Raw genomic sequence first — 19,642 nt, forward strand, 5'->3', positions numbered from 1 at the left:
ACCGGGAGGTAAGCATGTCGGAGGAGCCCCGCGTCGCCATCGTGACCGGAGCCGCGCGCGGCATCGGGGCGGCGACCGCCCGCCGGCTGGCGGCCGACGGCATGGCCGTCGCCGTGGTCGACATCGACGAGTCCGCCACCAAGGAGACGGTGGACGCCATCGGCTCGGCCGGCGGCCGGGCGCTCGGCGTCGGTGCCGACGTGTCCGACCGGGCCCAGGTCGAGGCGGCCGTGGAGCGGATCGCCGCCGAACTCGGCGCACCGACCGTCCTGGTCAACAACGCCGGCGTGCTGCGCGACAACCTGCTGTTCAAGATGACCGACGGCGACTGGGACACGGTCATGGGCGTGCACCTGCGCGGGGCGTTCCTGTTCAGCCAGGCCGCGCAGAAGCACATGGTCGAGGCGAAGTGGGGCCGGATCGTCAACCTGTCCAGCACGTCCGCGCTCGGCAACCGGGGCCAGGCGAACTACTCGGCCGCCAAGGCCGGTCTCCAGGGCTTCACCAAGACGCTGGCGATCGAGCTGGGCCCGTTCGGGGTGACTGTCAACGCGGTCGCGCCGGGCTTCATCGTCACCGACATGACCGCCGCCACCGCGGCGCGGATGAAGGTCGACTTCGACGACCTCCAGAAGCACGCCGCAGCCGAGATCCCGGTCCGCCGTCCCGGCCGCCCGGAGGACGTCGCGCACACCATCTCGTTCCTGGCCAGCGAGGGCGCGTCCTTCGTGTCCGGCCAGGTCATCTACGTCGCCGGCGGTCCGAAGGACTGACCGGCCCGACCCGGCGCGGGCCCGCTCAGGCGGGGTCGCGCCGGGTGCGCCAGAGCCAGAACAGGCCGAGCACCGGCAGCACCAGCGGCACGTAGCCGTAGCCGCTGCCGAAGTCGGACCAGACCGTCTCGTCCGGGAACAGCTCCTTGTCGGCGATGCTCAGCACGCCCACCCCGAGCACGCCGACCAGTTCGACCGTGCAGCAGGCGAGCGCGACCCGGCGGCCGGCGTGCCCGGCCCGGGCCAGCCCGACCGCCGCCACGATGTAGATCAGCGCGGCGACCGCGGAGAGCAGGTACGCCACCGGCGCCTCGTCGAACTTCGTGGCGATCTGCAAGCTCGCCCGCGAGGTCGCGGCGATGGCGAAGACGATGTAGACGGCGATCAGCAGCCGGCCCGGGCCGCGGTTGGTGGCGCGCTGCTCGTTCGCGGTCGTCGGGTCAGCCACCGAGGACCTCCCAGGTCTGCTGGAGCCGTACCGCCACCACCGGCGTGACCAGGCAGATCGCGCAGACGATGCCGGAGCCCCAGCGGGTCGGCTCCATCCGGGCCAGCACCCAGGCCAGCGGCGGCAGGCAGACGAGCGTCGCCAGGTACCCGAAGAACGCGCCCGGCTCGCCCGGTCGCTCCCCGCCGCCGAGCGCGACGAGCGCCATCACGGTGAGCGCGAGCAGCGCCACCTCCAGCACGGCCAGGCCGGCGAACTGGATCCGGTCCGGCGGCCGGTGGCGTACCGCCGCCACCAGGGCCCAGACGGCGACCGCCAGCGAGATCACGATCGCGACCGTGGCGAGCGGCCCGTCCACCGGGGAGGCGGAGGCGGCCGCCGCGCTGGTCGTCGACACGGTGTCGTTCACCGGCACAGCCTACTAACCGGTGTAGTAGCGGCTCGCCCGCCGGGTCGGGGCGCGCCGGACGGGCCGGGGGACTAGCGTGGATCACGGTCCCGGCGTACGCCGGTGGCGGACGTCGACGGCAGGGGGTCGGGGTGCGGTTCGGGTTGTTCGGCACCGGTTACTGGGCGGCGGAGACGCATGCCGCGGCCATCGAGGCGCACCCGCGGGCACGGCTCGCCGGCGTCTGGGGGCGCAACCCGGCGAAGGCGGAGGAGCTGGCCACCCGGCACGGCGTACCGGTCTTCACCGACGTGGACGCGCTCATCGACGCCTGCGACGCGGTCGCCGTGGCGCTTCCGCCGGACGTGCAGGCCGACATCGCCGTCCGGGCCGCCACCGCCGGGCGGCACCTGCTGCTGGACAAGCCGCTGGCGCTCGACCTCGACGACGCCGACCGGGTGGTCGACGCGGCACAGGCGTCCGGGGTGGCGTCGGTGGTCTTCTTCACCCAGCGCTTCCACCCGAACGTCACCGGGTTCCTCGCCTCGACCGCCGCGGCGGGTGGCTGGCAGCACGCCCGCGCCACCATGTTCGCGTCGATCTTCCAGCCCGGGAACCCGTACGGCGACTCGACCTGGCGGCGGGAGCGCGGCGCGCTGTGGGACATCGGCCCGCACGCCCTGTCGCTGATCCTGCCGGTGCTCGGCCGGGTCACCCGGGTCGCCGCGATGGACGGCCCGAGCGGTCTGGTGCACCTGCTGCTCACCCACGACGGCGGCGCGACCAGCTCGCTCTCGCTCACCCTGGACGCGCCGTCCGAGGCGGTCACCCGGGACTTCGTCTTCTTCGGCGAGAACGGCACCGAGACCGTCCCGCCCGGCGACGGCAGCGCGCTCCAGGCGTTCGGCGCTGCGCTCGACCAGTTGCTGGAGGAGGTCGACGCGGGCACCCGCGACCACCGCTGCGACGTGCGGTTCGGCCGCGAGGTGGTGGCGGTGCTGGACGCCGCGCAGACCGCCCGGGCGCAGGGACGCACCGTCGACCTGTAGGAAACCGGTCGCTCGGGCTGGACCCGGTCGTTAGCGTGGCGGCATGTTCACGCATGCCCTGATCCGCGTGGCCGCCGCGCCGGCCGCGTACGGGCTCCTCCTGGACGCCCGTCCGCGGTTCCGGCGCCCGGCCCTGGCCGGCCGGTACGCCGCCCGCGTCTGACCCGACCGCCGGTTCCCGACCCGCCCCGAGGGGCGCCGGTCGTGCCACCTCGCCGAGGTGGCGGTACCCGTGGTTCGTCCACGCCACCTCGCCGAGGTGGCCCTCTCAGGCATGCGCCGCGTCCCGGCCACCGTCCAGGGTCGTCCGAGTCCCGATCCGCTCGGACCGCCCGCCCGATCCGCCCCACGCCGCCTCGACGGCGGGGGACACCAGCGCAGCGGTCCGTACCCGTCGCCGTCCGGCGACAGACAGGACGAACCCGTGGCGCCCCGCCGAACCACCGCACGCGACCGGTCCCGTCGCGTACTGTCCCAGAACTTCCTCGCCGACCCGGCCGCCGTCGCGCGGATGGTCCGCGCGGTCCGGCCCGGCCCGGACGACCTGCTGCTGGAGGTCGGCGCCGGTCGCGGCCGGCTGACCCGGCCGCTCGCCGCGCGGTGCGGGCGGCTGATCGCGTACGAGGTCGACCCGGCCGTGCTGCCCGAGCTGACAGCGGCCTGCGCTCCGCTGCCGAACGTCGAGGTACGGGCGGCCGACTTCCTGGCCGCGCCCCCGCCCGCCGGGCCGTTCTCGGTGGCTGGCAACATCCCCTGGTCGCTCACCGCGGCGGTGGTCCGCTGGTGCCTGGCCGCACCAGGGTTGCGTGTCGCGACGCTGCTCACCCAGCTCGACTACGCCCGTAAGCGCACCGGCGACTACGGCCGGTGGAGCCGGCTCACCGTGCTCACCTGGCCCGAACACCACTGGCGGCTGGCCGGGCGGGTGCCCCGGGCCGCGTTCCGGCCGGTGCCGGGGGTGGACGGGGGCATTCTGCGGCTGGAGCGCCGGACGACGCCACTCGTGGCACCGGCGATGCTGCCCGCGTACCGGCGGATGGTGGAGCTGGGCTTCGGCGGAGTCGGCGGCTCGCTCGCGGCCTCGCTGCGCGCGGGCCATCCCCGGCCGCGGGTCGACGGCGCGTTGCGGGCCGCGCGGATCGCGCCGGACACCCCGGTCGGGCTGGTCTGGCCGGAACAGTGGCTGGTGCTGTTCCGGTTGCTGCACGCGCCGCTCAACCGGCGAGCGTGACCAGCGCCTCGACCAGTTCGGCCGGGGTGTCGAACTCCTCGGCCGGCAGCGTGCGCAGCCGCTGGAGCGTCTCGGTGCTGGCTCCGTTCTCCTGGCCCCAGCGGACCAGGTCCTCCCGGGAGACCGGGTAGTCCAGCCCGGCCAGGAACTCCTGCAACTGCGCGCCGGTGACGGTCATGCCGCTCGGCTACCCGCTGGGCCCGGCGGCATGCCCGCTGCCGCCGGGCCGCGGTTGCGGTTTGTCCCGGCGGGCCCCGGGTAGCCGCGGACATGCTGGTACAGCGGCTCGGCGCGCCGAGCGACTTCGACCCCTTGCTGGACCGCGTACGGGACGCCCGGGTGGTGATGATCGGCGAGGCGACGCACGGCAGCTACGACTACTACCGGCTGCGGGAACAGCTGACCCGGCGGCTCATCGCCGAACAGGGGTTCGACTTCGTGGCGGTGGAGGGGGACTGGCCGGACTGCGACCGGGTGCACCGGTCGGTGGTCGGCGCGCCGGGCGGGCTGGCCGATCCGCTCGTCGCGCTGGAACGGTTCGAACGCTGGCCGACCTGGATGTGGGCGAACGCCGAGGTGGCCCGCTTCTGCCGCTGGCTGCGGGCGTGGAACCTGGACCGCCCCGAGGGGGAGCGGGCCGGCTTCCACGGGCTGGACGTGTATTCCCTCTGGGAATCGATGCAGGCCATCTTCGACTACCTCGGTGAGGAGGATCCGGCCTCGCTGGAGGCCGCCCAGGAGGCGTACCGCTGCTTCGAGCCGTACGGCAAGCGACCCGAGGAGTACGGGATGGCCAGCCGGTTCGTCTCCGCCCGGTGCGAGGAGGAGGTGGTCCGGCTGCTGGCGCGTACCCGGGAGCAGGCCGCCGCGGACGGCCCGGACCGCTTTTCGGCCTGGCAGAACGCGGAGGTGGTGGCCGGCGCGGAGCGGTACTACCGGGCGATGGTCGGTGGCGGCCCCGAGTCGTGGAACGTCCGCGACGTCCACATGGCCGACACGCTCGACCGGCTGCTCGACCGGTACGGGCCGGACTCGCGGGGCATCGTGTGGGCGCACAACACGCACGTCGGCGACGCCCGGGCCACCGACATGGCGGCGGAAGGCATGGTCAACATCGGGCAGCTGGGCCGGGAACGGCACGGCCGGGACGCGGTGGCGCTGATCGGCTTCGGCAGCTGGCACGGCAGCGTGGTCGCCGCGCCGCGCTGGGGCTCACCGGCCGAGACGATGGTGGTGCCGCCGGCTCGGGAGGGTTCGGTGGAGCACCGGCTGCACGAGCTGATGCCGGACCGGGCGGTGCTCGTGTTCGGCGGCGACGACCAGCCGGAGTGGGTGACCGGCGAGGCGGACCACCGGGCCATCGGGGTGGTGTACGACCCGAGCTTCGAGTCCTGGGGCAACTACGTGCCGACCCGGCTGGGCGAGCGCTACGACGCGTTCATCTGGTGCGACGAGACGACCGCGCTGCACCCGCTGCCGGCGTGCGTGACGCCGGGCGAGATGGAGACGTACCCGGCGGGTGTGTGACGGGTGGGGCCCCGCGCGGCCCCACCCGCACCGATCACACGTTCGCGTGCTGCTTCTCGGCGAGGTGGGCGCGCAGGCCCTCACCCTCGACGTCCACGTTGGGCAGGATCTTGTTCAGCCAGCGCGGCAGCCACCAGGCGGCGTTGTTCAGCAGCGACATCACCGCCGGCACGATCGTCATCCGGACCACGAACGCGTCGATGGCGACACCGATCGCGAGCGCGAAGCCCATCGACTTGATGATCGGGTCCTCCAGGAACACGAAGCCGCCGAACACCGAGATCATGATGAGCGCGGCGGCGGTGACCACCCGGGCGCCGTGCCCCATGCCGTTGATGGTGGCCTGCTGGGCGGTGTCGCCGTGCACGAAGTCTTCGCGCATCCGGGAGACCAGGAAGACCTCGTAGTCCATAGCCAGGCCGAACAGGATGCCGATGAGCAGGATCGGCAGGAAGCTGACCAGCGGGGCCGGCGTGTCCAGGCCGACCAGGTCGGCCAGGTGGCCCTGCTGGAACACCGCGACGGTGATGCCGAACGTGGCCGCCACGGTGAGCAGGAAGCCGAGCGCCGCCTTGACCGGCACCAGGATCGACCGGAACACCAGCATCAGCAGCAGGATCGACAGGCCCACCACCAGCAGCAGGTAGACCGGCAGCGCGTCGGAGAGTTTCTCCGACACGTCGATGCCGACCGCGGTGACGCCGGTGAGCAGCACGTCGGCGTTCTGGATGCCGGAGACCTGCTTGCGGATGTCATGCACCACCGTCTCGGTGGCCTCGTCGGTCGGTCCGGTCTTCGGGATCACCCCGATCAGCGCGGTACGCCCCGACGGGTCGACCTGCGGCGGGGCCACGGCCAGCACCCCGTCGGTCTTCTGGACCAGCGCGGTCACCTGCGGGATGGCGGCCTGGGTGTCCTGCGGCGAGTCGGCGGTCACCACGACCGCGAGCCGGCCGGTGAAGCCGGGGCCGAAGCCCTCACGGATCAGGTCGCTGCTGACCCGGGCGGGGGTGCCCTCGGCGGCGGCGGAGGCGTCCGGCAGCGCCAGGCGCATGTCCTGGGCCGGGATCGCGAGCAGGCCGAGGCCGAGCAGCCCGACCAGGATCACCGGGATGCGCAGCTTGGTCACCCACCGCGCCCAGCGGAAGCCGAAGCCGGAGCGGTCCTCGGAGCCGGTGGTCGGGTCCTCGACCGCCTTGCGGTCACGCAGCTTGCGCGGCAGCACCTTGTGGCCGGCGAAGCCGAGCAGCGCCGGGGCCAGCGTGATCGCCACCAGTACGGCGATCGTGACGGTGCCGGCGGCGGCCAGGCCCATCACGGTGAGGAACGGGATGCCCACCACGGCCAGGCCGGCGAGCGCCACCACGACCGTCGCGCCGGCGAAGACCACAGCCGAGCCGGCGGTGCCGACCGCGCGACCGACCGCCTCCTCCGGGGAGAGCCCGTCGAGGAGGTTCTGCCGGTGCCGGGAGGTGATGAACAGCGAGTAGTCGATGCCGACCGCGAGGCCGAGCATCAGCGCCAGGATCGGCGCGGTGCTGGTCAGCTCGACCGCGCCGCTGAGCGCGAACAGACCGGCCATGCCGACGCCGACGCCGATGAGCGCGTTCAGCATGGTCATGCCGGCCGCCACGAGCGAGCCGAACGTGATCACCAGGACGATCGCCGCGACCAGCACGCCGATCGCCTCGGTCGAGCCGACCTCCGGCTCGGCGTTCAGCACCTCGCCACCGGGGGCGATCTGCCAGCCCTGCGCCTCGGCCTGCGCGCCGACCTTCTCGTACGCGTCGCGCTGCTCGTCGGTGACCTCGTCCGCGCCGCCGGCGAACTGCACCTGGACCAGCGCGTACCGGCCGTCCGGGGTGAGCGCCTGCGCCTGGTACGGGTCGACCGCGCCGACCACGCCGGGCAGCGTGGCCGCCTCCTCGGTGACCTGCTTGACCACCGCCTGTCCGGCGGGTGAGGTCAGCGCGCCGTCCTGCGGCGCCTTGATCGCGATGGTGCCGGTGGCGCCGCTGGCCGCCGGGAAGCGGTCGGCGAGCAGGTCGATCGCCTTCTGCGACTCGGTGCCCGGCATGGTGAAGTTGCTCGCCGTCGGGCCCCGCAGCGTGGCCGCGGCCAGGCCGAGGCCGACGAGTACGACGAGCCAGACGACGGCGACGAGTCGCCGCCGGCGCAGGGATGCCCGGCCGAGCCGGTACAGCAGGGTCGCCATGGACCTTCCTTGTCCTCGCAGGTTCGGTTCAGGTGGTGACTTCGAGCGCGCGGTACGCCACGGCGAGCAGCGCGGGTCGCAGCTGTTCGTCGGGGATGTCCAGGAACTCACCGCAGGTCTCGGCGATGCCGGCGAGCACGACGAGCGCCGCGACGCGGGCCTCCGGACGGTCGGAGAAGCCGGAGAAGGCGGCGATGAGTTGTTCGGAGATCTGCTGGATGTGGGCGAACGCGGGCTGCTGGAGCAGGTCGGGGAACTCGCCCCGGAGCAGCGCGATCTCCCGGCGGAAGCGGACCGCCAGGTCGACGAAGCCGTCCGCCGCGACGCGTTGGGCCTCGGCGCCGGTGTGCGCGGCGATGCGGACGTCCAGCTCCTCCAGCATCGTGATGGCCGGGGCCATCAGCTCGCAGAGCAGGGCGTCCTTGCTGGCGAAGTGGTAGAGCACCGTGGCCTTGGAGCAGCCGACGTCGCGGGCGATGTCCTGCAGCGAGGTGCCCTTGTATCCGGTGACGGCGAACCGGCGAGCGGCGGCGGCCAGCAGCTCGTCGTGGGTGGCGGTGGTGGGTCGCGCCATGTCCTCCAGCATGCCTGACCGATCGGTCAGGTGCTGACCGATCGGTCAGATCCGCCGCGTGGCGTTCGCCACAACGGCCTGTTTCCGCAGGTCAGGCCGGTGGGCCGCCGTGCCGCCGGTCGTACTCGGCCCGGGCCGCGCTGATCGCCTCGCGGTGCCGCTCGGCCCAGCTCGTCAGCGCCACCAGCGAGTCGTACAGCTCGCGGGCCATCGGGGTGGCCGTGTACTCGACCTTCGGCGGCACGCAGGGGTGGACGTGCCGGTCCAGCAGCCCGTCCCGCTCCAGGTTGCGCAGCGTCAGTGTGAGCATCCGGCGGCTGATCCCCTCCACCCGGCGCTCCAGCTCGGTGAAGCGGACCGGGCCGGCCGAGGCGGCGATCAGGATGCCGATGGCCCACTTGCCGCCGACCCGGTCCAGCGCCTCCCGGACGGTGCAGGCGCTGGCCTGCCCCGCCGCGTCCGGTCCGCACCGGTCCGCCTCCGCCTCACCCACGCCCCCGATCGTCGCAGGTGCCGGCCGGTACGGCGCGCCGGGCGCCGTGTCGGGGTTGCCGAGCCGGGCCCGGCCCGGGAAGGTGGTCCGATGGGTGCCGCCGACGAGACCCGGGCCGGAGTGTCGCTGACCAACCTCGACCAGCCGCTGTTCGACGGCGCCGGGGCGACCAAACGCGACCTCGTCGACTACCTCGACGCCGTGTGCGACCGGATCCTGCCGGAACTGCGGGACCGGCCGCTGTCGGTGCTGCGGGTGCGGCCCGGCCAGGAGCCGTTCATGCAGAAGAACCTGCCGAAGTACACGCCCGACTGGGTCCGCCGGACCGAGGTGTGGGCGGAGGCGTCGCACCGGCGGATCTCGTACGCCCTCTGCGACGACCGGCGGACGCTGCTCTGGTTCGCCAACCAGCGGGCGGTGGAGTACCACCCGACGCTCGCTCCTGCCGGGCAGGCCGAGCACCCGACCCACCTGGTGCTCGACCTCGATCCGCCGGAGGGGGACGCGTTCGGCGCCGTGGTGCGGGTCGCGCTGCTGGTGCGGCAGGCGCTCGCCGACGCCGGGCTGGCCGGCGCGGTGAAGACGAGCGGCGCCAAGGGGGTGCACGTGATCGTGCCGGTGGACCCGGCCACCACGGCGGAGGAGGCCGCCGCCGCGACCCGGGCGCTCGCCGCCCGTACCGAACGGCTCGACCCGGCGGCCGCGACCACCGCGTTCATCGTCGCCGACCGCGGTGGCCGCGTCTTCGTCGACTCCACCCGGGCGTACGGCGCGACAGTGGTGGCTGCCTACAGCCCTCGGATCCGGCCCGGCGCCCCGGTGTCGTACCCGGTGGGCTGGACCGACCTGGAGGCGGCGAGCCCGGCCGACTTCACCGTGCGGACCGTGCCCGCGCTGCTCGGTGACCGGGATCCCTGGGCGGAGGCGCTGCCCGCGCCGCAGCGCCTGCCGGCGGACCTGGTCGAGCAGGGCCGGACCATCCCGGTGGCCCGGGTCCAGGCGATGCACGAGGGTAAGCGCCGCGCGAAGGCCCGCCGCGAGGCCGGGTGACGCCGCGCCGCGTCAGCGGCGCCGGGTTGCCGTCGCCGGTGGGCGCTTGCCCCAGGTGAACGCGATCAGCACCACGGCCAGGGCCCAGCTGACGATCATCGTCCAGATCGGGCGGGTCTCGGTGGCCGCGCCGACGAACCCGCCGATCGCGTAGCTGACCAGGCAGAGCAGACCGGTCGCGGCGAGGCGCCCGGCCGCGCTGCGGCCCTCCGGCTCGAACACCCAGTCGGCGATGCCCTTCGTGGTGCGCAGCACGGTGCCGGTCTGGTACGACGTGGCGGTCTGCACGCCGAACGTGCGGACGACGAGCCCGCCGAGGATGCCGACCGGGAAGGCCAGCAGCGCGGTCAGGATCGTGCGCTCGGTCAGCGAGTCGCGCCCCGAGTCGAGGGACCGGTCCACCACTCCCCAGAGCACGAGCAGCGCCAGCATGGCGAGCAGTTCCATGCCCGGCGGGGTGAGTGGACCGGCCGGACGGAGGCGGCGGATCCCGGCGCCGAGCAGGCCGCCGAGACCGAACGCGACAAGCGACGCCACCGCGGCCGGCCAGGGCGGAAAGTGATCGGCGGCCCCCATTCCGACGAACGCCACATTGCCGGTCTGAATACCCACGAACACCTTGTACCTGAGGAACGAGAACGCGTCGACAACACCGGCGAGGCCGGTGGCGAGCGCAAGTGCCAGAAACGGTACGTGGAAGTCGTATTCCCCCACCCGCCAGCGATCCTCAGCGTTGTTGGACATTGCCCTCCCTACCCCTGGATGCACCCGTGAAACCGTTACGACGCGCGCTGCGCGCAAGTGCCGGGAAAAGGGTTTCCTGTCGTTTCCGGTGAATGGCGCGATCGCGTTATTCACCATCGGCATCCGGTTCGGCAGCATCGCAATTGCGTCTCGACGGCGAGACTCGAAGCCGAAGGAGGTCGAGCGCATGTTCGTGCTCCCCGTCGCCAGAATCCGCGTCACGTTCTATTCGATCGCGGCGCTGGCCGTCGCCGGAGTCGCCACTGATGCTCCGTTCTGGAGCATCGCGGCGTCGCTGTTCCTCTGTGTCGCGATTCCGCTCGCGGTGGCCATTCAGAGCCCGGAGCACCTGCGGGCGTTGTTCGTCCCGTCCCGGGCCACCGAGCCGGCGGCCCTCACCCGGAAGGACATCCGTCATGCCCAGATCCACTGACCCCGTCGGCAAGGGATCGGCGAAGGACCACTCGATGGTCGGCACGGTTCCGCGCAACCCGGCGATCGACGACACCCACCCGGACCTGGTGAACCCGCCGTCGACCGACCACGGCCTCATGCCGAACCTGGTGTTCCCGTTCTCGCTGGCCCACACCCGCCGGGAGAGCGGCGGCTGGACCCGGGAGGTCACGAACCGCCTGCTGCCGATCGCCCATGACCTGGCGATCGTGAACATGAAGCTCGACCCCGGCGCCTACCGGGAACTGCACTGGCACATCCAGTCCGAATGGGCCTTCATCCTGTCCGGCAGTTGCCGGATCGCCGCGGTGGACCAGGAGGGCCGCAACTTCCTGGAGGACGTCAAGGCGGGTGACCTCTGGTATTTCCCGGCCGGCATCCCGCACCACATCCAGGCCCACGACGAGGGCGTGGAGTTCCTGCTCGTCTTCGACGACGGCTGCTACTCCGAGGACGGAACGTTCCAGGTCACGGACTTCTTCGCGCACGTGCCGAGGGAGGTCATCGCCAAGAACTTCGGCTGGACGATGCAGCAGATGGCCAACTTCCCGCCCGAGTCGGAACGCTACATCTTCCCGGGCCAGAGCCCGCCACCGCTGGCCGAGGACCGGGTGTTCAGCCCCACCGGCGACGTGCCCCGCACGTTCAAGCACAGCCTGCTCGCCCAGACACCGGAGAAGTTCGAGGGCGGCAGCGTACGGATCGCCGACTCGAGCAACTTCGCCGCGGCGGTCACCACCACCGCCGCGCTGGTGGAGATCGAACCCGGCGCGATGCGGGAACTGCACTGGCACCCCAACGGCGCGGAGATGCAGTACGTCATCTCGGGCAAGGGGCGGATGGGTGTCTTCGCGAACCACGCCACGGCCCGCACCTTCAACATGGAGACCGGCGACGTCGGCTACGTGCCGATCTCGATGGGCCACTACATCGAGAACATCGGCGACAAGCCCTTCGTCTACCTGGAGCTGTTCCGGACCGCGAAGTTCGAGGACGTGTCACTCGCGCAGTGGCTGGCGAACATCCCGCCGGAGGTGGTCGCCGACACGATCAACGTGCCACGCGAGCTGGTCGAGGCGCTTCCGAAGACGAAGAGCCCGCTGCAGCGGCACTGAGAACGACGCTGAGCGCGGACGCCGCAGGGGCGTCCGCGTTCAGCCGTCCTCCCGGGACTCCCAGACCAGCGCCAGCTCCACCCGGTTGTGGACACCGAGCTTCGCGTAGATCGAGCGCAGGTGGGTGTCGACGGTGTGGAACGAGACGAACAGGTCCCGGGCCGCCTCCCGCTTCGTCATGCCGACCGCGAGCAGTTCGGCCACCCGTACCTCGGCGGGTGTCAGCGCGGCCACGGCCGGACGGCGGGCCTCGTCGCCTGCCGGGCCGTCGTGCTCCCGTGTCCCGCCGGCACCCATCCGGGTGTACATCGCGTCGGCCTCGGCCAGCAGGTCGAACGTCTCGGCCGACGGCAGCCCGGGCGACCGCGCCAGGTCGTACAGCGCGTCGGCCAGGGCCGGCCGGGCGGAGGTGGTGCGCAGCAGCCGTACCGCCGCGCGCAGCGCCGCCGGATCGCCGGTCAGCAGCCCGTCGGCCTGGTGCGCCACCCCGCGCCAGAGCGCGTTGTTCGCCGTCCCGGCGGCCCGTTTCAGGTGGTCGGCGAGGGCCTCGGCCCGCTGCCGGTCGCCCAGTGCCAGCGCCGCGCGGAGCAGTCTCGGGCCGTGGTGCGGCACCAGCAGCAGGGGAGCCACCGAGCGGTCCGGCATGGCGAAGGCGGCGCGCAGCAGCGCGGCGTGCCGGCCCGGTTCCGGGTCGCCGGCGGCGGCGCAGCCGAGCCGGAACCACTGCATCTCGTCCGGCCAGCCCACGGCGGGGCGTTCCCCGGCGAGCAGTTCCCGGGCGGCGGCCACCTCACCCCGGCGCAGCAGCACCTCCACGACCGTGGCGAGCAGGTCCACCCGGGCCTGCGCCGGCAGGGCGCCACCGCGTCCGGTGAGCGCGAGACGGGCCCGGACCTCGGCCTCGGCCAGCTCACCGGTGGTCAGCCGCAGGACGCAGTCCAGCGCGGTCACCAGCGGCTGCGCCACCGCACCGAGCGTGTCGATCTCCGTGGCCACGCTGTCGAGCGCGGTCGCCGCGTCGACGTACCGGCCGAGCGCGATCTGGTTCGCCACCCGGTCGACGCGCAGGAAGATCGCCTGGGTGCGGGCGGTGGGCTCGCCCGCGTCCACCTCCCGGAGGATCCGCGCGGCGTGGGGCAGGTCGCCGGTGGCGCTGGCCCGGGACGCGTGCGCCAGGGCCAGCCGGATGCCGCCGCCGGGGGAGGGGCTGCGTTCGTGGGCCCGCTCCGCCGCCGCCACCAGCTCGGCGGCGTCGGGGTGCCCGAACCGGGCCGCCTGCGACGCCAGCATGGTGAGCGTCCAGCTCCGCCCGGCCGCGTCCAGTTCCTGGTTGAGCGCCCGACCGAGGTACGTCAGGGACAGCGAGGGGCGCTGCGTCGCGTAGTAGGCGCCGAGCCGCCCGAGCAGCATCGCCCGCTGCCGTGGCCCGTACCTGTCGGCGGCGACCTCCCGGTGCAGCATGCGCAGCGTATGGTCCACCCGACCGGCCAGATAGAGGTTGTCGGCGACGTCGACCAGCCAGGCCAGGCGCTCGTCGGCCGGGCCGGGTGCCGGGGCGGCCAGCAGCAGGTCCGCGGCGAGGCTGGGTCCGACCGCCGGGTCGGCCGCCAGCCGCGTGGCGAGCGCCCGGGCGGACCGGCTCACCGCCGGAAGCACCCGGAGGAGCTGCCGGGCGGCCTGGGCCGGGCGTCCGGCGTCGGCGAGCACCTCGGCGGCCGTCTCGCGCAGCGCCTGGCGCACCGAGGCCGGCGTGTCCCGCAGGACGTCGTCGCGCAGCGCGATCGAGGCCAGTCGCAGCCCGGCCGCGGTGTCGACGAGGAACCCGCGCGCGATCAGCTCCTCCACCGTCGCGTCGATCGGCTCGTCCGGCGTGCTGCCGGTACGTTCGGCAACCGCTTCGAGGAACCACAGGCCGCAGGGGGCGTCCGCGACGGCGACGCCGCGCAGTACCCACCGCTGCGCGGTGGTGAGCGACGAGGGTACGCCGGTGTGCATCTTGGGGCGGTTGGTCAACGGTGTCTCGGGCAACTGGCTCACCTTCGCAGGTGCTGAGGTTCGACCCGTTCACCGCGAGGTTAGCCAGGTCACGACCTGCCCATCCCCGAATCGGGGGACAAAGGTGAAAGCGGTTCGCTCGCCCGGTACCTAGATCATCCGGCGCCGGACCCGCCACACCACCACACCGATCAGGACTGCCGCGACGGCGAGGAACATTGCCGCCTCGACGAGCTGGAACGTCCAGAACCGGTCGGCCGGGTGGTAGACGCCGAACTGCTGGATGCCCCGCGCGTGCAGGAACTGGTTGAGGTTGGTGCCAGCCCGGTTGGCGGCGTCCTCCAGCTCGTAGTACTCGACGCTGCTCAGCCGGCGCCCGGTGGCGTCCGCGTAGCCGCGTTCGATCACCCAGTCGGCGACGCCGGGCAGGTGCTCCGCCCGGTCCGTCGAACCGCCGGCGGGGACCGGCGCCGTGGCGGTGAGCGGTGTGGCGTACGCGGGACGGGCCAGCAGCGCCACAGCCATCCGGGTGGCGAGGAACGCGCCGAACGCGACGCCGAACGCGGGCAGGCTGCGCCGCAGGATCGCCCCCGCGGCGGTGGCGACGCCGAACGCGAACAGCGCGTACGCCACCGGGACGAGCCCTTCCAGGTCGAAGGCGTCGTACTGGAACCGCCCCTCCCACGCGTCGAACGGCTGACGGAACCAGGTGAGCACCGCGGTGAACATCCCGGTGAGCGCGACTGTGACGCCGGCCAGCGCCACGAGCTTGGCCGCCAGCCAGCGCATCCGCGGCACGGCCTGGGTCCAGGCGAGCTGCCAGGTGCCGTCCTCCAGTTCGCGCGCGAGCAGCGGCGCACCGAGGAACGCGCCGATGACGACGGGAACCAGGTAGAAGGCCGCCAGGAGGTTCTCGACGTACCCGTACTCGTCGTCGAGCCGGCGGAAGGAGGCGGCGCAGGCCTCGTCGACACCGGCTCCGCCGGCGCACCGGGCGGGACCGCCGGGGAACAGGTCGTGGGCCTGCGCCCCGAGCACGAGCAGGGCGACGCCGAACAGGCCGACGAGCAGACCCAGGACGCAGACCTCGGTCCGGTGCTGGCGCCAGATCAACCAGGTCATGCCGGCACCCCCGGCGTGACCGCGGCGCCCGGCTCGGACGGCCGGCGCAGGTACGCCAGCACCAGATCCTCCAGCGCGACCGGCTGGGCCTGCCATCCGGGCGCGGCCGGGAGCCCGCCGTCGCGTACCAGCAGGGTCGTGTGCCGGTCGCTGTGGACGGCCTCCACGACGGCGGCGGCCGGGTCGAGGTCGTTGGCCGTGCGCGGGCCGACGAGCAGCCGGTGCTCGGCGAGGAGGGTGTCGATGTCACCGGCGAGCGTGACCCGGCCCTGGTTGAGCACGACCAGGTGGTCGCAGACGCGCTCCAGCTCGTGCACGACGTGGGAGGAGAACAGGACGGTGACCCCGCCCTCGGCCACCGCGCCCATGAGGACCTGGAGGAACTCGTGCCGGGCCAGCGGGTCGAGGCTGGCCACCGGCTCGTCGAGGACGAGCAGCTCCGGCCGCTTCGCCAGGGCCAGAGCCAACGCGACCTGGGCCTGCTGCCCGCCGGAGAGCGAACCGGCCCTGCGGTCGAGCGGGATGCCCAGCTTCGCCAGCCGGCGCTCGGCCAGCCCCTGGTCGAACCGCCTGTTGCAGGCCCGGCCGAAGCGGAGCATCTCGGCGACGGTGAAGCGCTTGTACAGCGGGTGGTCCTGGGCCAGGAACCCGACCCGGGACAGGGTCTGCGGGGTGCTCGCAGTGACGTCCCGGCCGAGGACCTCCACCGTGCCGGTGCTCGGTGCCAGCAACCCGACGACCATGCGCAGCAGCGTGGTCTTGCCCGCGCCGTTCGGCCCGACCAGGGCGATCACGCCGCCCGCAGGCAGGGCCAGGGTACAGTCGCGCAGCGCCCAGCCCTTCCGGTACCGCTTGCCCACACCGTCGGTGCGTAGCGCCAACCCGGTCGCTGTCACGCCACGTCCTCTTTCCTGGTCTGCTGGTGGACGGAGGTGAAGAGCGCGTCCACCGCCTGCTCGTCGAGGCCGGCCGCGTAGGCGCGGCGCAACCAGGTCTCCAGGCCGCGGCGCAGCGACGTGTACGTGGACGCCGACATCGCGGCCGACTGCTGTTCGTTGACGAACGTGCCCTGGCCGGGCCGGCCGGTGACCAGGTTCTCCTGCTCCATCTGCCGGTACGCCTTGGCCACGGTGTTGGGGTTGATCGCCAGGTCCTCGACCACCTCGCGGATGAGCGGGAGGCGGTCGCCGCGCTGGAGGAAGCCCAGCAGCACCGCCTGGCGGACCTGCTGGACGAGCTGCAGGTACGGCGGCACGCCGGAGTGGGTGTCGAGCCGGAAGACGAACACGGTGCTCCTCACTGCTTTACTAGTAACGTAGTAAAGCGGTGGGTCGGTGGTCAAGGAGGCCGGCTCGCCCGGAAACGAAACGAGCCCGGCAGCCAAGGTGGCTGTCGGGCTCGTGAAGGTCTTTTGTTCTGGGTTCTTAGCAGGTGTGCCCCCGGCAGGATTCGAACCTGCGCTCCCGCCTCCGGAGGGCGGTGCTCTATCCCCTGAGCTACGGGGGCTCAGCGACCCGAGAAGAGTAGCAAACCCCCTCCCGGATCACCGAATCGGTACCCCCGCGAGTCGATCTTCGTCGGATCAGGCCGCGGCGACGGCGCGACCGCAGCTCGGCAGCGGGTGCAGCACGACCCGGCGGGGCAGCCGGCGGGGCCACTCGTTGCGCGGCCACGAGCCGTCCACGATCAGGTGCACGGTGCGCTCCTCGGCGCCGCTGAGCCGCAGCACGAAGTCCCGGGGCAGCGGCGGGTCCACCGACGGCGTGGTCACCATGAACCGCACCCGTCCCCGCGAGGACACCGCCGAGACCACGTCGGCGGCGGGCATGGTGCCGCGCAGACGTACCCGGCCGATCCAGTAGACCTCCGCGGCGTGCTCCTGGGCCGCCCGCGTGATCGCCGGGTACTCGCTGCGTACCCAGCGCTCGACCGCGCCGACGCACAGGCCGCAGGCCCGCTCGCGCGGCTCGCGCGGCCCCAGACCCCAGGCCCGGAGGTACGCCCCGACGGTGCCGGCCTCCATCGCCAGGCCGAACCGGCGCTCGATGAGGGTGGTCAGGCTCTGCCGTGTCCAGAGCTCCTCGTCGAGGCCGAACTCGTCGGGGTGGACCCCCCGGAGCACGTCGATGAGTTCGAGTTCCTGTTCGCGGCTGAGCGTTCCCGGCTCGCCCTGCCGCAGTCCGCGACGGACGGCTGCCACCGCTCCGTCACCGCCGATGGTGTGGCGTCGGCACCAGCTGGTCACCGACCGCCCTGCGTCTCTGAGTGCAACCCCCACGTCTTGGGCAACGAGCCCGAATCGCAACTGGTCACGATATGTGGGTAGAAAACTCTCCAACCTCCACAATGACCCGTTAACCCCAAACCGTTACAAACACCCAAACCGGAACATACTATCCCTGATCACCCAACCCTCGCGTGGGCCACACCGCCCCACTCGACCGCCTCTCCCGCCCGAACGCCTCATCCGTTGCTGATCGACTTCACTTCGCCGAAGTGGCTGCATCGCACCCACCCCGACCCCACCACCTCCCCGAGCTGGTGTCGATCAAGAGTGGGGATAACCCCACCTCCCCGAGCTGGTGTCGAGCGAGCGCGGAACCGGAAGCGCGCACGCGCGAGGCGGCGAGGATGCCCTGTCGAACTGACCCCGGGCCGCCCTTGCCCCCCTGCTCCCGCGATCTTGCACTTGCGGACCTCCCATAACGGGGCGAATCCGGCAGCGCTGAGGCAGTAAGTGCAAGATCGCCGGGGCCGGGGCCGGGGCCGGGGCCGGGGCCGGGGCCGGGGCCGGGGGTGGGGGTGGGGACGGGGGAGGCCCGGTGCCCCTGGGAAGGGGACCGGGCCTCGGGATCGTGCGGGGCGGCGGGTGTTACGGGGTGCCGCCCAGGCGCTTCAGGGCGGCGTTCAGGTTTGTCAGGTCGTTCTGCTGGGTGTTCTTCATGATCTGGGCGACCGCCAGCACGTCGTCGTCGCCCCCCTCGTCGAGGATGCCGTCGATCATGTGCACCCCGCCGATGTGGTGGCGGATCATCATCTGGAGGAAGAGCACGTCGAACTCGCGGCCGCTCGCCGCGCGCAGCTTCGCCATCTCCTCCGGCGTCGCCATGCCCGGCATCAGGCCGTTCTTGATCAGCCCGCCGCCGTCCTTCATCCACGCCATCGGCGCCTGCTCGCCGGTCGGGTCCAGCTTCCAGGACCGCAGCCAGGTCTGCATCGTGCCGATCTCGCCCTGCTGGCCGGTGGCGATGTCCACGCCGACCTGGCGTACCTCCGGGTCCTGGCCCTGGCTGAACGCCAGCAGACCCATCGCCACGGCCTGGTTGTGGTGGGCGGTCATGTCCCGGGCGAAGCCGGCCTCCGCCGAGTTCTCACCCGGACGGGTGAGCGTCGGCGTGAGCAGGCCGCCCGCGTACCCGAGGACCAGCCCGACCACGAGGGCGGCGGCCACCGCCAGCAGGCCGTAGCGGCGCACCGCGCCCCGGCCGCCCTGGTCGGCGGCCGGAGCCTCGTCCAGTTCGCTGTCGGTGGTCACCGGAGCGGTCATCGCGGCGTCCTCACTGGGTGGGCTGCTGGGGCATGGTGTTCTGCAGGTTGTCGCGCGGGGCGGTGCCGGTGGCGGTGACGCCCTGGTCGCAGAGCGCGTTCGGGCCCTCGATGGAGGCGTTCACCCGCAGGGTCTTGATGAAGTCGTCGATCCGGCTGTCGTCGGCGTTGTCGACCTTGAGCTGGTAGCCCCAGGCCTGGAGCGAGATCGGCTTGTCCAGCCCCTCGAACGGGCTGAGCATCGTCTTCTCCTTGCCCTGCACCTTGCTGCGGAGCTTCTCCACCTGGTCGGCGGGCAGGTCCGGGCGGTAGGTGATCCACACCGTGCCGTGCTCCAGGCTGTGCACCGCGTGCTCGTTGGCGATCGGGGCGTCGTAGACGTCACCCATGCAGTTCTGCCAGGCCTGGTTGTGCGGGCCACCGACCGGCGGGAGGACGTCGTACTTGATCGCGCCGGGCTGGTGGTTGCCGCCCTTGACCAGGTCCTTGTCCTTCGCGCGGTAGTCGACGATGCCGTCGATCGCCTCGGCCCGCTTCTGCCACGGCTGGCCGCCCTGGTAGACCGCCCAGGCGCCGACACCGATGATGCCCACGGCCAGGACGCCGACCGCGACGAAGAGGGCGATCGGGCCCCACGAACGGCCCTGGCTCACCTTCACCGGGGCGACCGGCTTGCGGCCCTTGCCCCCGGCGCCCTGCCGTGGCGTGCCCTTGCCGCCCCCGGCCTTGCCCGAGCCGGCCTTCGCGGCGGGCTTGTCGGCAGCCGAGGGCCGGCCGGCGGCCGGCTTCTTGCCGGTGCTGACCACGGTGGGACGGCGCTCCGGGCCGCCCGGGGTGCTGATGCTCATCGTGCCTCGTCAGGTCGGTCGGTCAGGGGAGCGCGGGGCCGGTTCACATGCTGGGTCGCCTCCGCGGTGCC

The 19,642-nt window shown here is 72.8% G+C and carries 20 protein-coding genes, 1 tRNA gene and 1 pseudogene; 7 read left to right on the plus strand and 15 right to left on the minus strand.

Features of this window, described 5'->3' with window-relative positions:
* Positions 1-14 precede the first annotated feature (14 nt).
* Positions 15-773 carry a 3-oxoacyl-ACP reductase FabG gene (gene fabG / locus IRY44_RS12415; RefSeq protein WP_030271818.1) on the plus strand — a complete coding sequence of 253 codons (759 nt, stop codon included), beginning with the start codon at positions 15-17 and terminating at the stop codon, positions 771-773.
* On the opposite strand, the pseudogene IRY44_RS12420 reads toward fabG, so the two are convergent.
* Together IRY44_RS12420 and IRY44_RS12425 are read right to left on the minus strand one after the other, a co-directional pair.
* A pseudogene (locus tag IRY44_RS12420) lies at positions 746-1,221 on the minus strand (hypothetical protein). The gene fabG and the pseudogene IRY44_RS12420 overlap by 28 nt on opposite strands.
* Positions 1,214-1,630, minus strand: coding sequence for a hypothetical protein (locus IRY44_RS12425; RefSeq protein WP_370584922.1), 417 nt, complete (start codon positions 1,628-1,630; stop codon positions 1,214-1,216). Before IRY44_RS12425 ends, IRY44_RS12420 begins: the two are co-directional and overlap by 8 nt.
* Before the next feature lie 131 nt (positions 1,631-1,761).
* On the opposite strand from IRY44_RS12425, the gene IRY44_RS12430 reads away from it, so the two are divergent.
* Positions 1,762-2,658 carry a Gfo/Idh/MocA family protein gene (locus IRY44_RS12430; protein WP_194800552.1) on the plus strand — a complete coding sequence of 299 codons (897 nt, stop codon included), beginning with the start codon at positions 1,762-1,764 and terminating at the stop codon, positions 2,656-2,658.
* Between the two features lie 424 nt (positions 2,659-3,082).
* Positions 3,083-3,889 (plus strand): ErmE/ErmH/ErmO/ErmR family 23S rRNA (adenine(2058)-N(6))-methyltransferase, encoded by an 807-nt coding sequence (gene erm, locus IRY44_RS12435; protein ID WP_194800553.1) that lies wholly within the window; start codon positions 3,083-3,085, stop codon positions 3,887-3,889.
* On the opposite strand, the gene IRY44_RS12440 is transcribed toward erm, so the two are convergent.
* Positions 3,873-4,067 carry a DUF2795 domain-containing protein gene (locus tag IRY44_RS12440; RefSeq protein WP_091422483.1) on the minus strand — a complete coding sequence of 65 codons (195 nt, stop codon included), beginning with the start codon at positions 4,065-4,067 and terminating at the stop codon, positions 3,873-3,875. The genes erm and IRY44_RS12440 overlap by 17 nt on opposite strands.
* Positions 4,068-4,159: 92 nt before the next feature.
* On the opposite strand from IRY44_RS12440, the gene IRY44_RS12445 reads away from it, so the two are divergent.
* Complete coding sequence (locus IRY44_RS12445; RefSeq protein ID WP_194800554.1) at positions 4,160-5,416, plus strand: erythromycin esterase family protein; 1,257 nt, start codon at positions 4,160-4,162, stop codon at positions 5,414-5,416.
* A gap of 34 nt (positions 5,417-5,450) precedes the next feature.
* Here the strand turns inward: IRY44_RS12445 and IRY44_RS12450 are convergent, their stop codons facing one another.
* The 3 genes from IRY44_RS12450 to IRY44_RS12460 all read right to left on the minus strand — a co-directional run bounded on the left by IRY44_RS12450 (position 5,451) and on the right by IRY44_RS12460 (position 8,698).
* On the minus strand, positions 5,451-7,631 hold the full coding sequence (locus IRY44_RS12450; RefSeq protein ID WP_194800555.1) for an MMPL family transporter: 2,181 nt from the start codon (positions 7,629-7,631) through the stop codon (positions 5,451-5,453).
* A 28-nt stretch (positions 7,632-7,659) separates the two neighbouring features.
* Positions 7,660-8,205, minus strand: a complete 546-nt coding sequence (locus tag IRY44_RS12455) for a TetR/AcrR family transcriptional regulator (protein WP_194800556.1) — start codon at positions 8,203-8,205, stop codon at positions 7,660-7,662.
* A 91-nt stretch (positions 8,206-8,296) separates the two neighbouring features.
* Positions 8,297-8,698 (minus strand): helix-turn-helix domain-containing protein, encoded by a 402-nt coding sequence (locus IRY44_RS12460; protein WP_194800557.1) that lies wholly within the window; start codon positions 8,696-8,698, stop codon positions 8,297-8,299.
* A 90-nt stretch (positions 8,699-8,788) separates the two neighbouring features.
* Between IRY44_RS12460 and ligD the strand changes: the two genes are divergently transcribed.
* Positions 8,789-9,748, plus strand: a complete 960-nt coding sequence (gene ligD, locus IRY44_RS12465) for a non-homologous end-joining DNA ligase (protein ID WP_194800558.1) — start codon at positions 8,789-8,791, stop codon at positions 9,746-9,748.
* A 12-nt stretch (positions 9,749-9,760) separates the two neighbouring features.
* Here the strand turns inward: ligD and IRY44_RS12470 are convergent, their stop codons facing one another.
* Positions 9,761-10,492: a DUF1275 family protein gene (locus IRY44_RS12470; protein ID WP_194800559.1), complete on the minus strand. Its 732-nt coding sequence runs from the start codon at positions 10,490-10,492 to the stop codon at positions 9,761-9,763.
* Between IRY44_RS12470 and IRY44_RS30685 the strand changes: the two genes are divergently transcribed.
* Entirely contained in the window at positions 10,485-10,925 is a 441-nt protein-coding gene (locus tag IRY44_RS30685; RefSeq protein ID WP_228531961.1) for a hypothetical protein, read from the plus strand. The genes IRY44_RS12470 and IRY44_RS30685 overlap by 8 nt on opposite strands.
* Positions 10,909-12,060: a cupin domain-containing protein gene (locus IRY44_RS12480; RefSeq protein ID WP_228531962.1), complete on the plus strand. Its 1,152-nt coding sequence runs from the start codon at positions 10,909-10,911 to the stop codon at positions 12,058-12,060. The genes IRY44_RS30685 and IRY44_RS12480 overlap by 17 nt, the downstream gene beginning before the upstream one ends.
* 39 nt (positions 12,061-12,099) lie before the next feature.
* Here the strand turns inward: IRY44_RS12480 and IRY44_RS12485 are convergent, their stop codons facing one another.
* The 8 genes from IRY44_RS12485 to IRY44_RS12520 form a co-directional block, all read right to left on the minus strand.
* Positions 12,100-14,097, minus strand: a complete 1,998-nt coding sequence (locus IRY44_RS12485; RefSeq protein ID WP_194800560.1) for a helix-turn-helix transcriptional regulator — start codon at positions 14,095-14,097, stop codon at positions 12,100-12,102.
* A 108-nt stretch (positions 14,098-14,205) separates the two neighbouring features.
* Positions 14,206-15,177, minus strand: a complete 972-nt coding sequence (locus tag IRY44_RS12490) for an ABC transporter permease subunit (protein WP_194800561.1) — start codon at positions 15,175-15,177, stop codon at positions 14,206-14,208.
* Positions 15,174-16,073 carry an ABC transporter ATP-binding protein gene (locus tag IRY44_RS12495; RefSeq protein WP_194800562.1) on the minus strand — a complete coding sequence of 300 codons (900 nt, stop codon included), beginning with the start codon at positions 16,071-16,073 and terminating at the stop codon, positions 15,174-15,176. The genes IRY44_RS12490 and IRY44_RS12495 overlap by 4 nt, the downstream gene beginning before the upstream one ends.
* Positions 16,070-16,465, minus strand: a complete 396-nt coding sequence (locus IRY44_RS12500; RefSeq protein ID WP_194800727.1) for a GntR family transcriptional regulator — start codon at positions 16,463-16,465, stop codon at positions 16,070-16,072. The genes IRY44_RS12495 and IRY44_RS12500 overlap by 4 nt, the downstream gene beginning before the upstream one ends.
* Before the next feature lie 146 nt (positions 16,466-16,611).
* A tRNA-Arg gene (locus IRY44_RS12505) sits at positions 16,612-16,683 on the minus strand.
* Between the two features lie 76 nt (positions 16,684-16,759).
* Positions 16,760-17,455: a winged helix-turn-helix domain-containing protein gene (locus tag IRY44_RS12510; RefSeq protein ID WP_194800563.1), complete on the minus strand. Its 696-nt coding sequence runs from the start codon at positions 17,453-17,455 to the stop codon at positions 16,760-16,762.
* A gap of 594 nt (positions 17,456-18,049) precedes the next feature.
* Positions 18,050-18,724, minus strand: coding sequence for a DUF305 domain-containing protein (locus tag IRY44_RS12515; RefSeq protein ID WP_194800564.1), 675 nt, complete (start codon positions 18,722-18,724; stop codon positions 18,050-18,052).
* 10 nt (positions 18,725-18,734) lie between these two features.
* Complete coding sequence (locus IRY44_RS12520; protein ID WP_194800565.1) at positions 18,735-19,571, minus strand: DUF3105 domain-containing protein; 837 nt, start codon at positions 19,569-19,571, stop codon at positions 18,735-18,737.
* Positions 19,572-19,642: the final 71 nt, after the last annotated feature.

This window comes from Micromonospora sp. ANENR4 (genome assembly GCF_015354395.1).
Classification (GTDB): Bacteria; Actinomycetota; Actinomycetes; order Mycobacteriales; family Micromonosporaceae; genus Micromonospora; species Micromonospora aurantiaca.

Coding starts and splice junctions, on each gene's coding strand:
- IRY44_RS12470 (WP_194800559.1), bottom strand. CDS start 10,492: ATGTCCAACAACGCTGAGGATCGCTGGCGGGTGGGGGAATACGACTTC.
- IRY44_RS12440 (WP_091422483.1), bottom strand. CDS start 4,067: ATGACCGTCACCGGCGCGCAGTTGCAGGAGTTCCTGGCCGGGCTGGAC.
- IRY44_RS12520 (WP_194800565.1), bottom strand. CDS start 19,571: ATGAGCATCAGCACCCCGGGCGGCCCGGAGCGCCGTCCCACCGTGGTC.
- fabG (WP_030271818.1), top strand. CDS start 15: ATGTCGGAGGAGCCCCGCGTCGCCATCGTGACCGGAGCCGCGCGCGGC.
- IRY44_RS12445 (WP_194800554.1), top strand. CDS start 4,160: ATGCTGGTACAGCGGCTCGGCGCGCCGAGCGACTTCGACCCCTTGCTG.
- ligD (WP_194800558.1), top strand. CDS start 8,789: ATGGGTGCCGCCGACGAGACCCGGGCCGGAGTGTCGCTGACCAACCTC.
- IRY44_RS12515 (WP_194800564.1), bottom strand. CDS start 18,724: ATGACCGCTCCGGTGACCACCGACAGCGAACTGGACGAGGCTCCGGCC.
- IRY44_RS12450 (WP_194800555.1), bottom strand. CDS start 7,631: ATGGCGACCCTGCTGTACCGGCTCGGCCGGGCATCCCTGCGCCGGCGG.
- IRY44_RS12490 (WP_194800561.1), bottom strand. CDS start 15,177: ATGACCTGGTTGATCTGGCGCCAGCACCGGACCGAGGTCTGCGTCCTG.
- IRY44_RS12480 (WP_228531962.1), top strand. CDS start 10,909: ATGCCCAGATCCACTGACCCCGTCGGCAAGGGATCGGCGAAGGACCAC.
- IRY44_RS12455 (WP_194800556.1), bottom strand. CDS start 8,205: ATGGCGCGACCCACCACCGCCACCCACGACGAGCTGCTGGCCGCCGCC.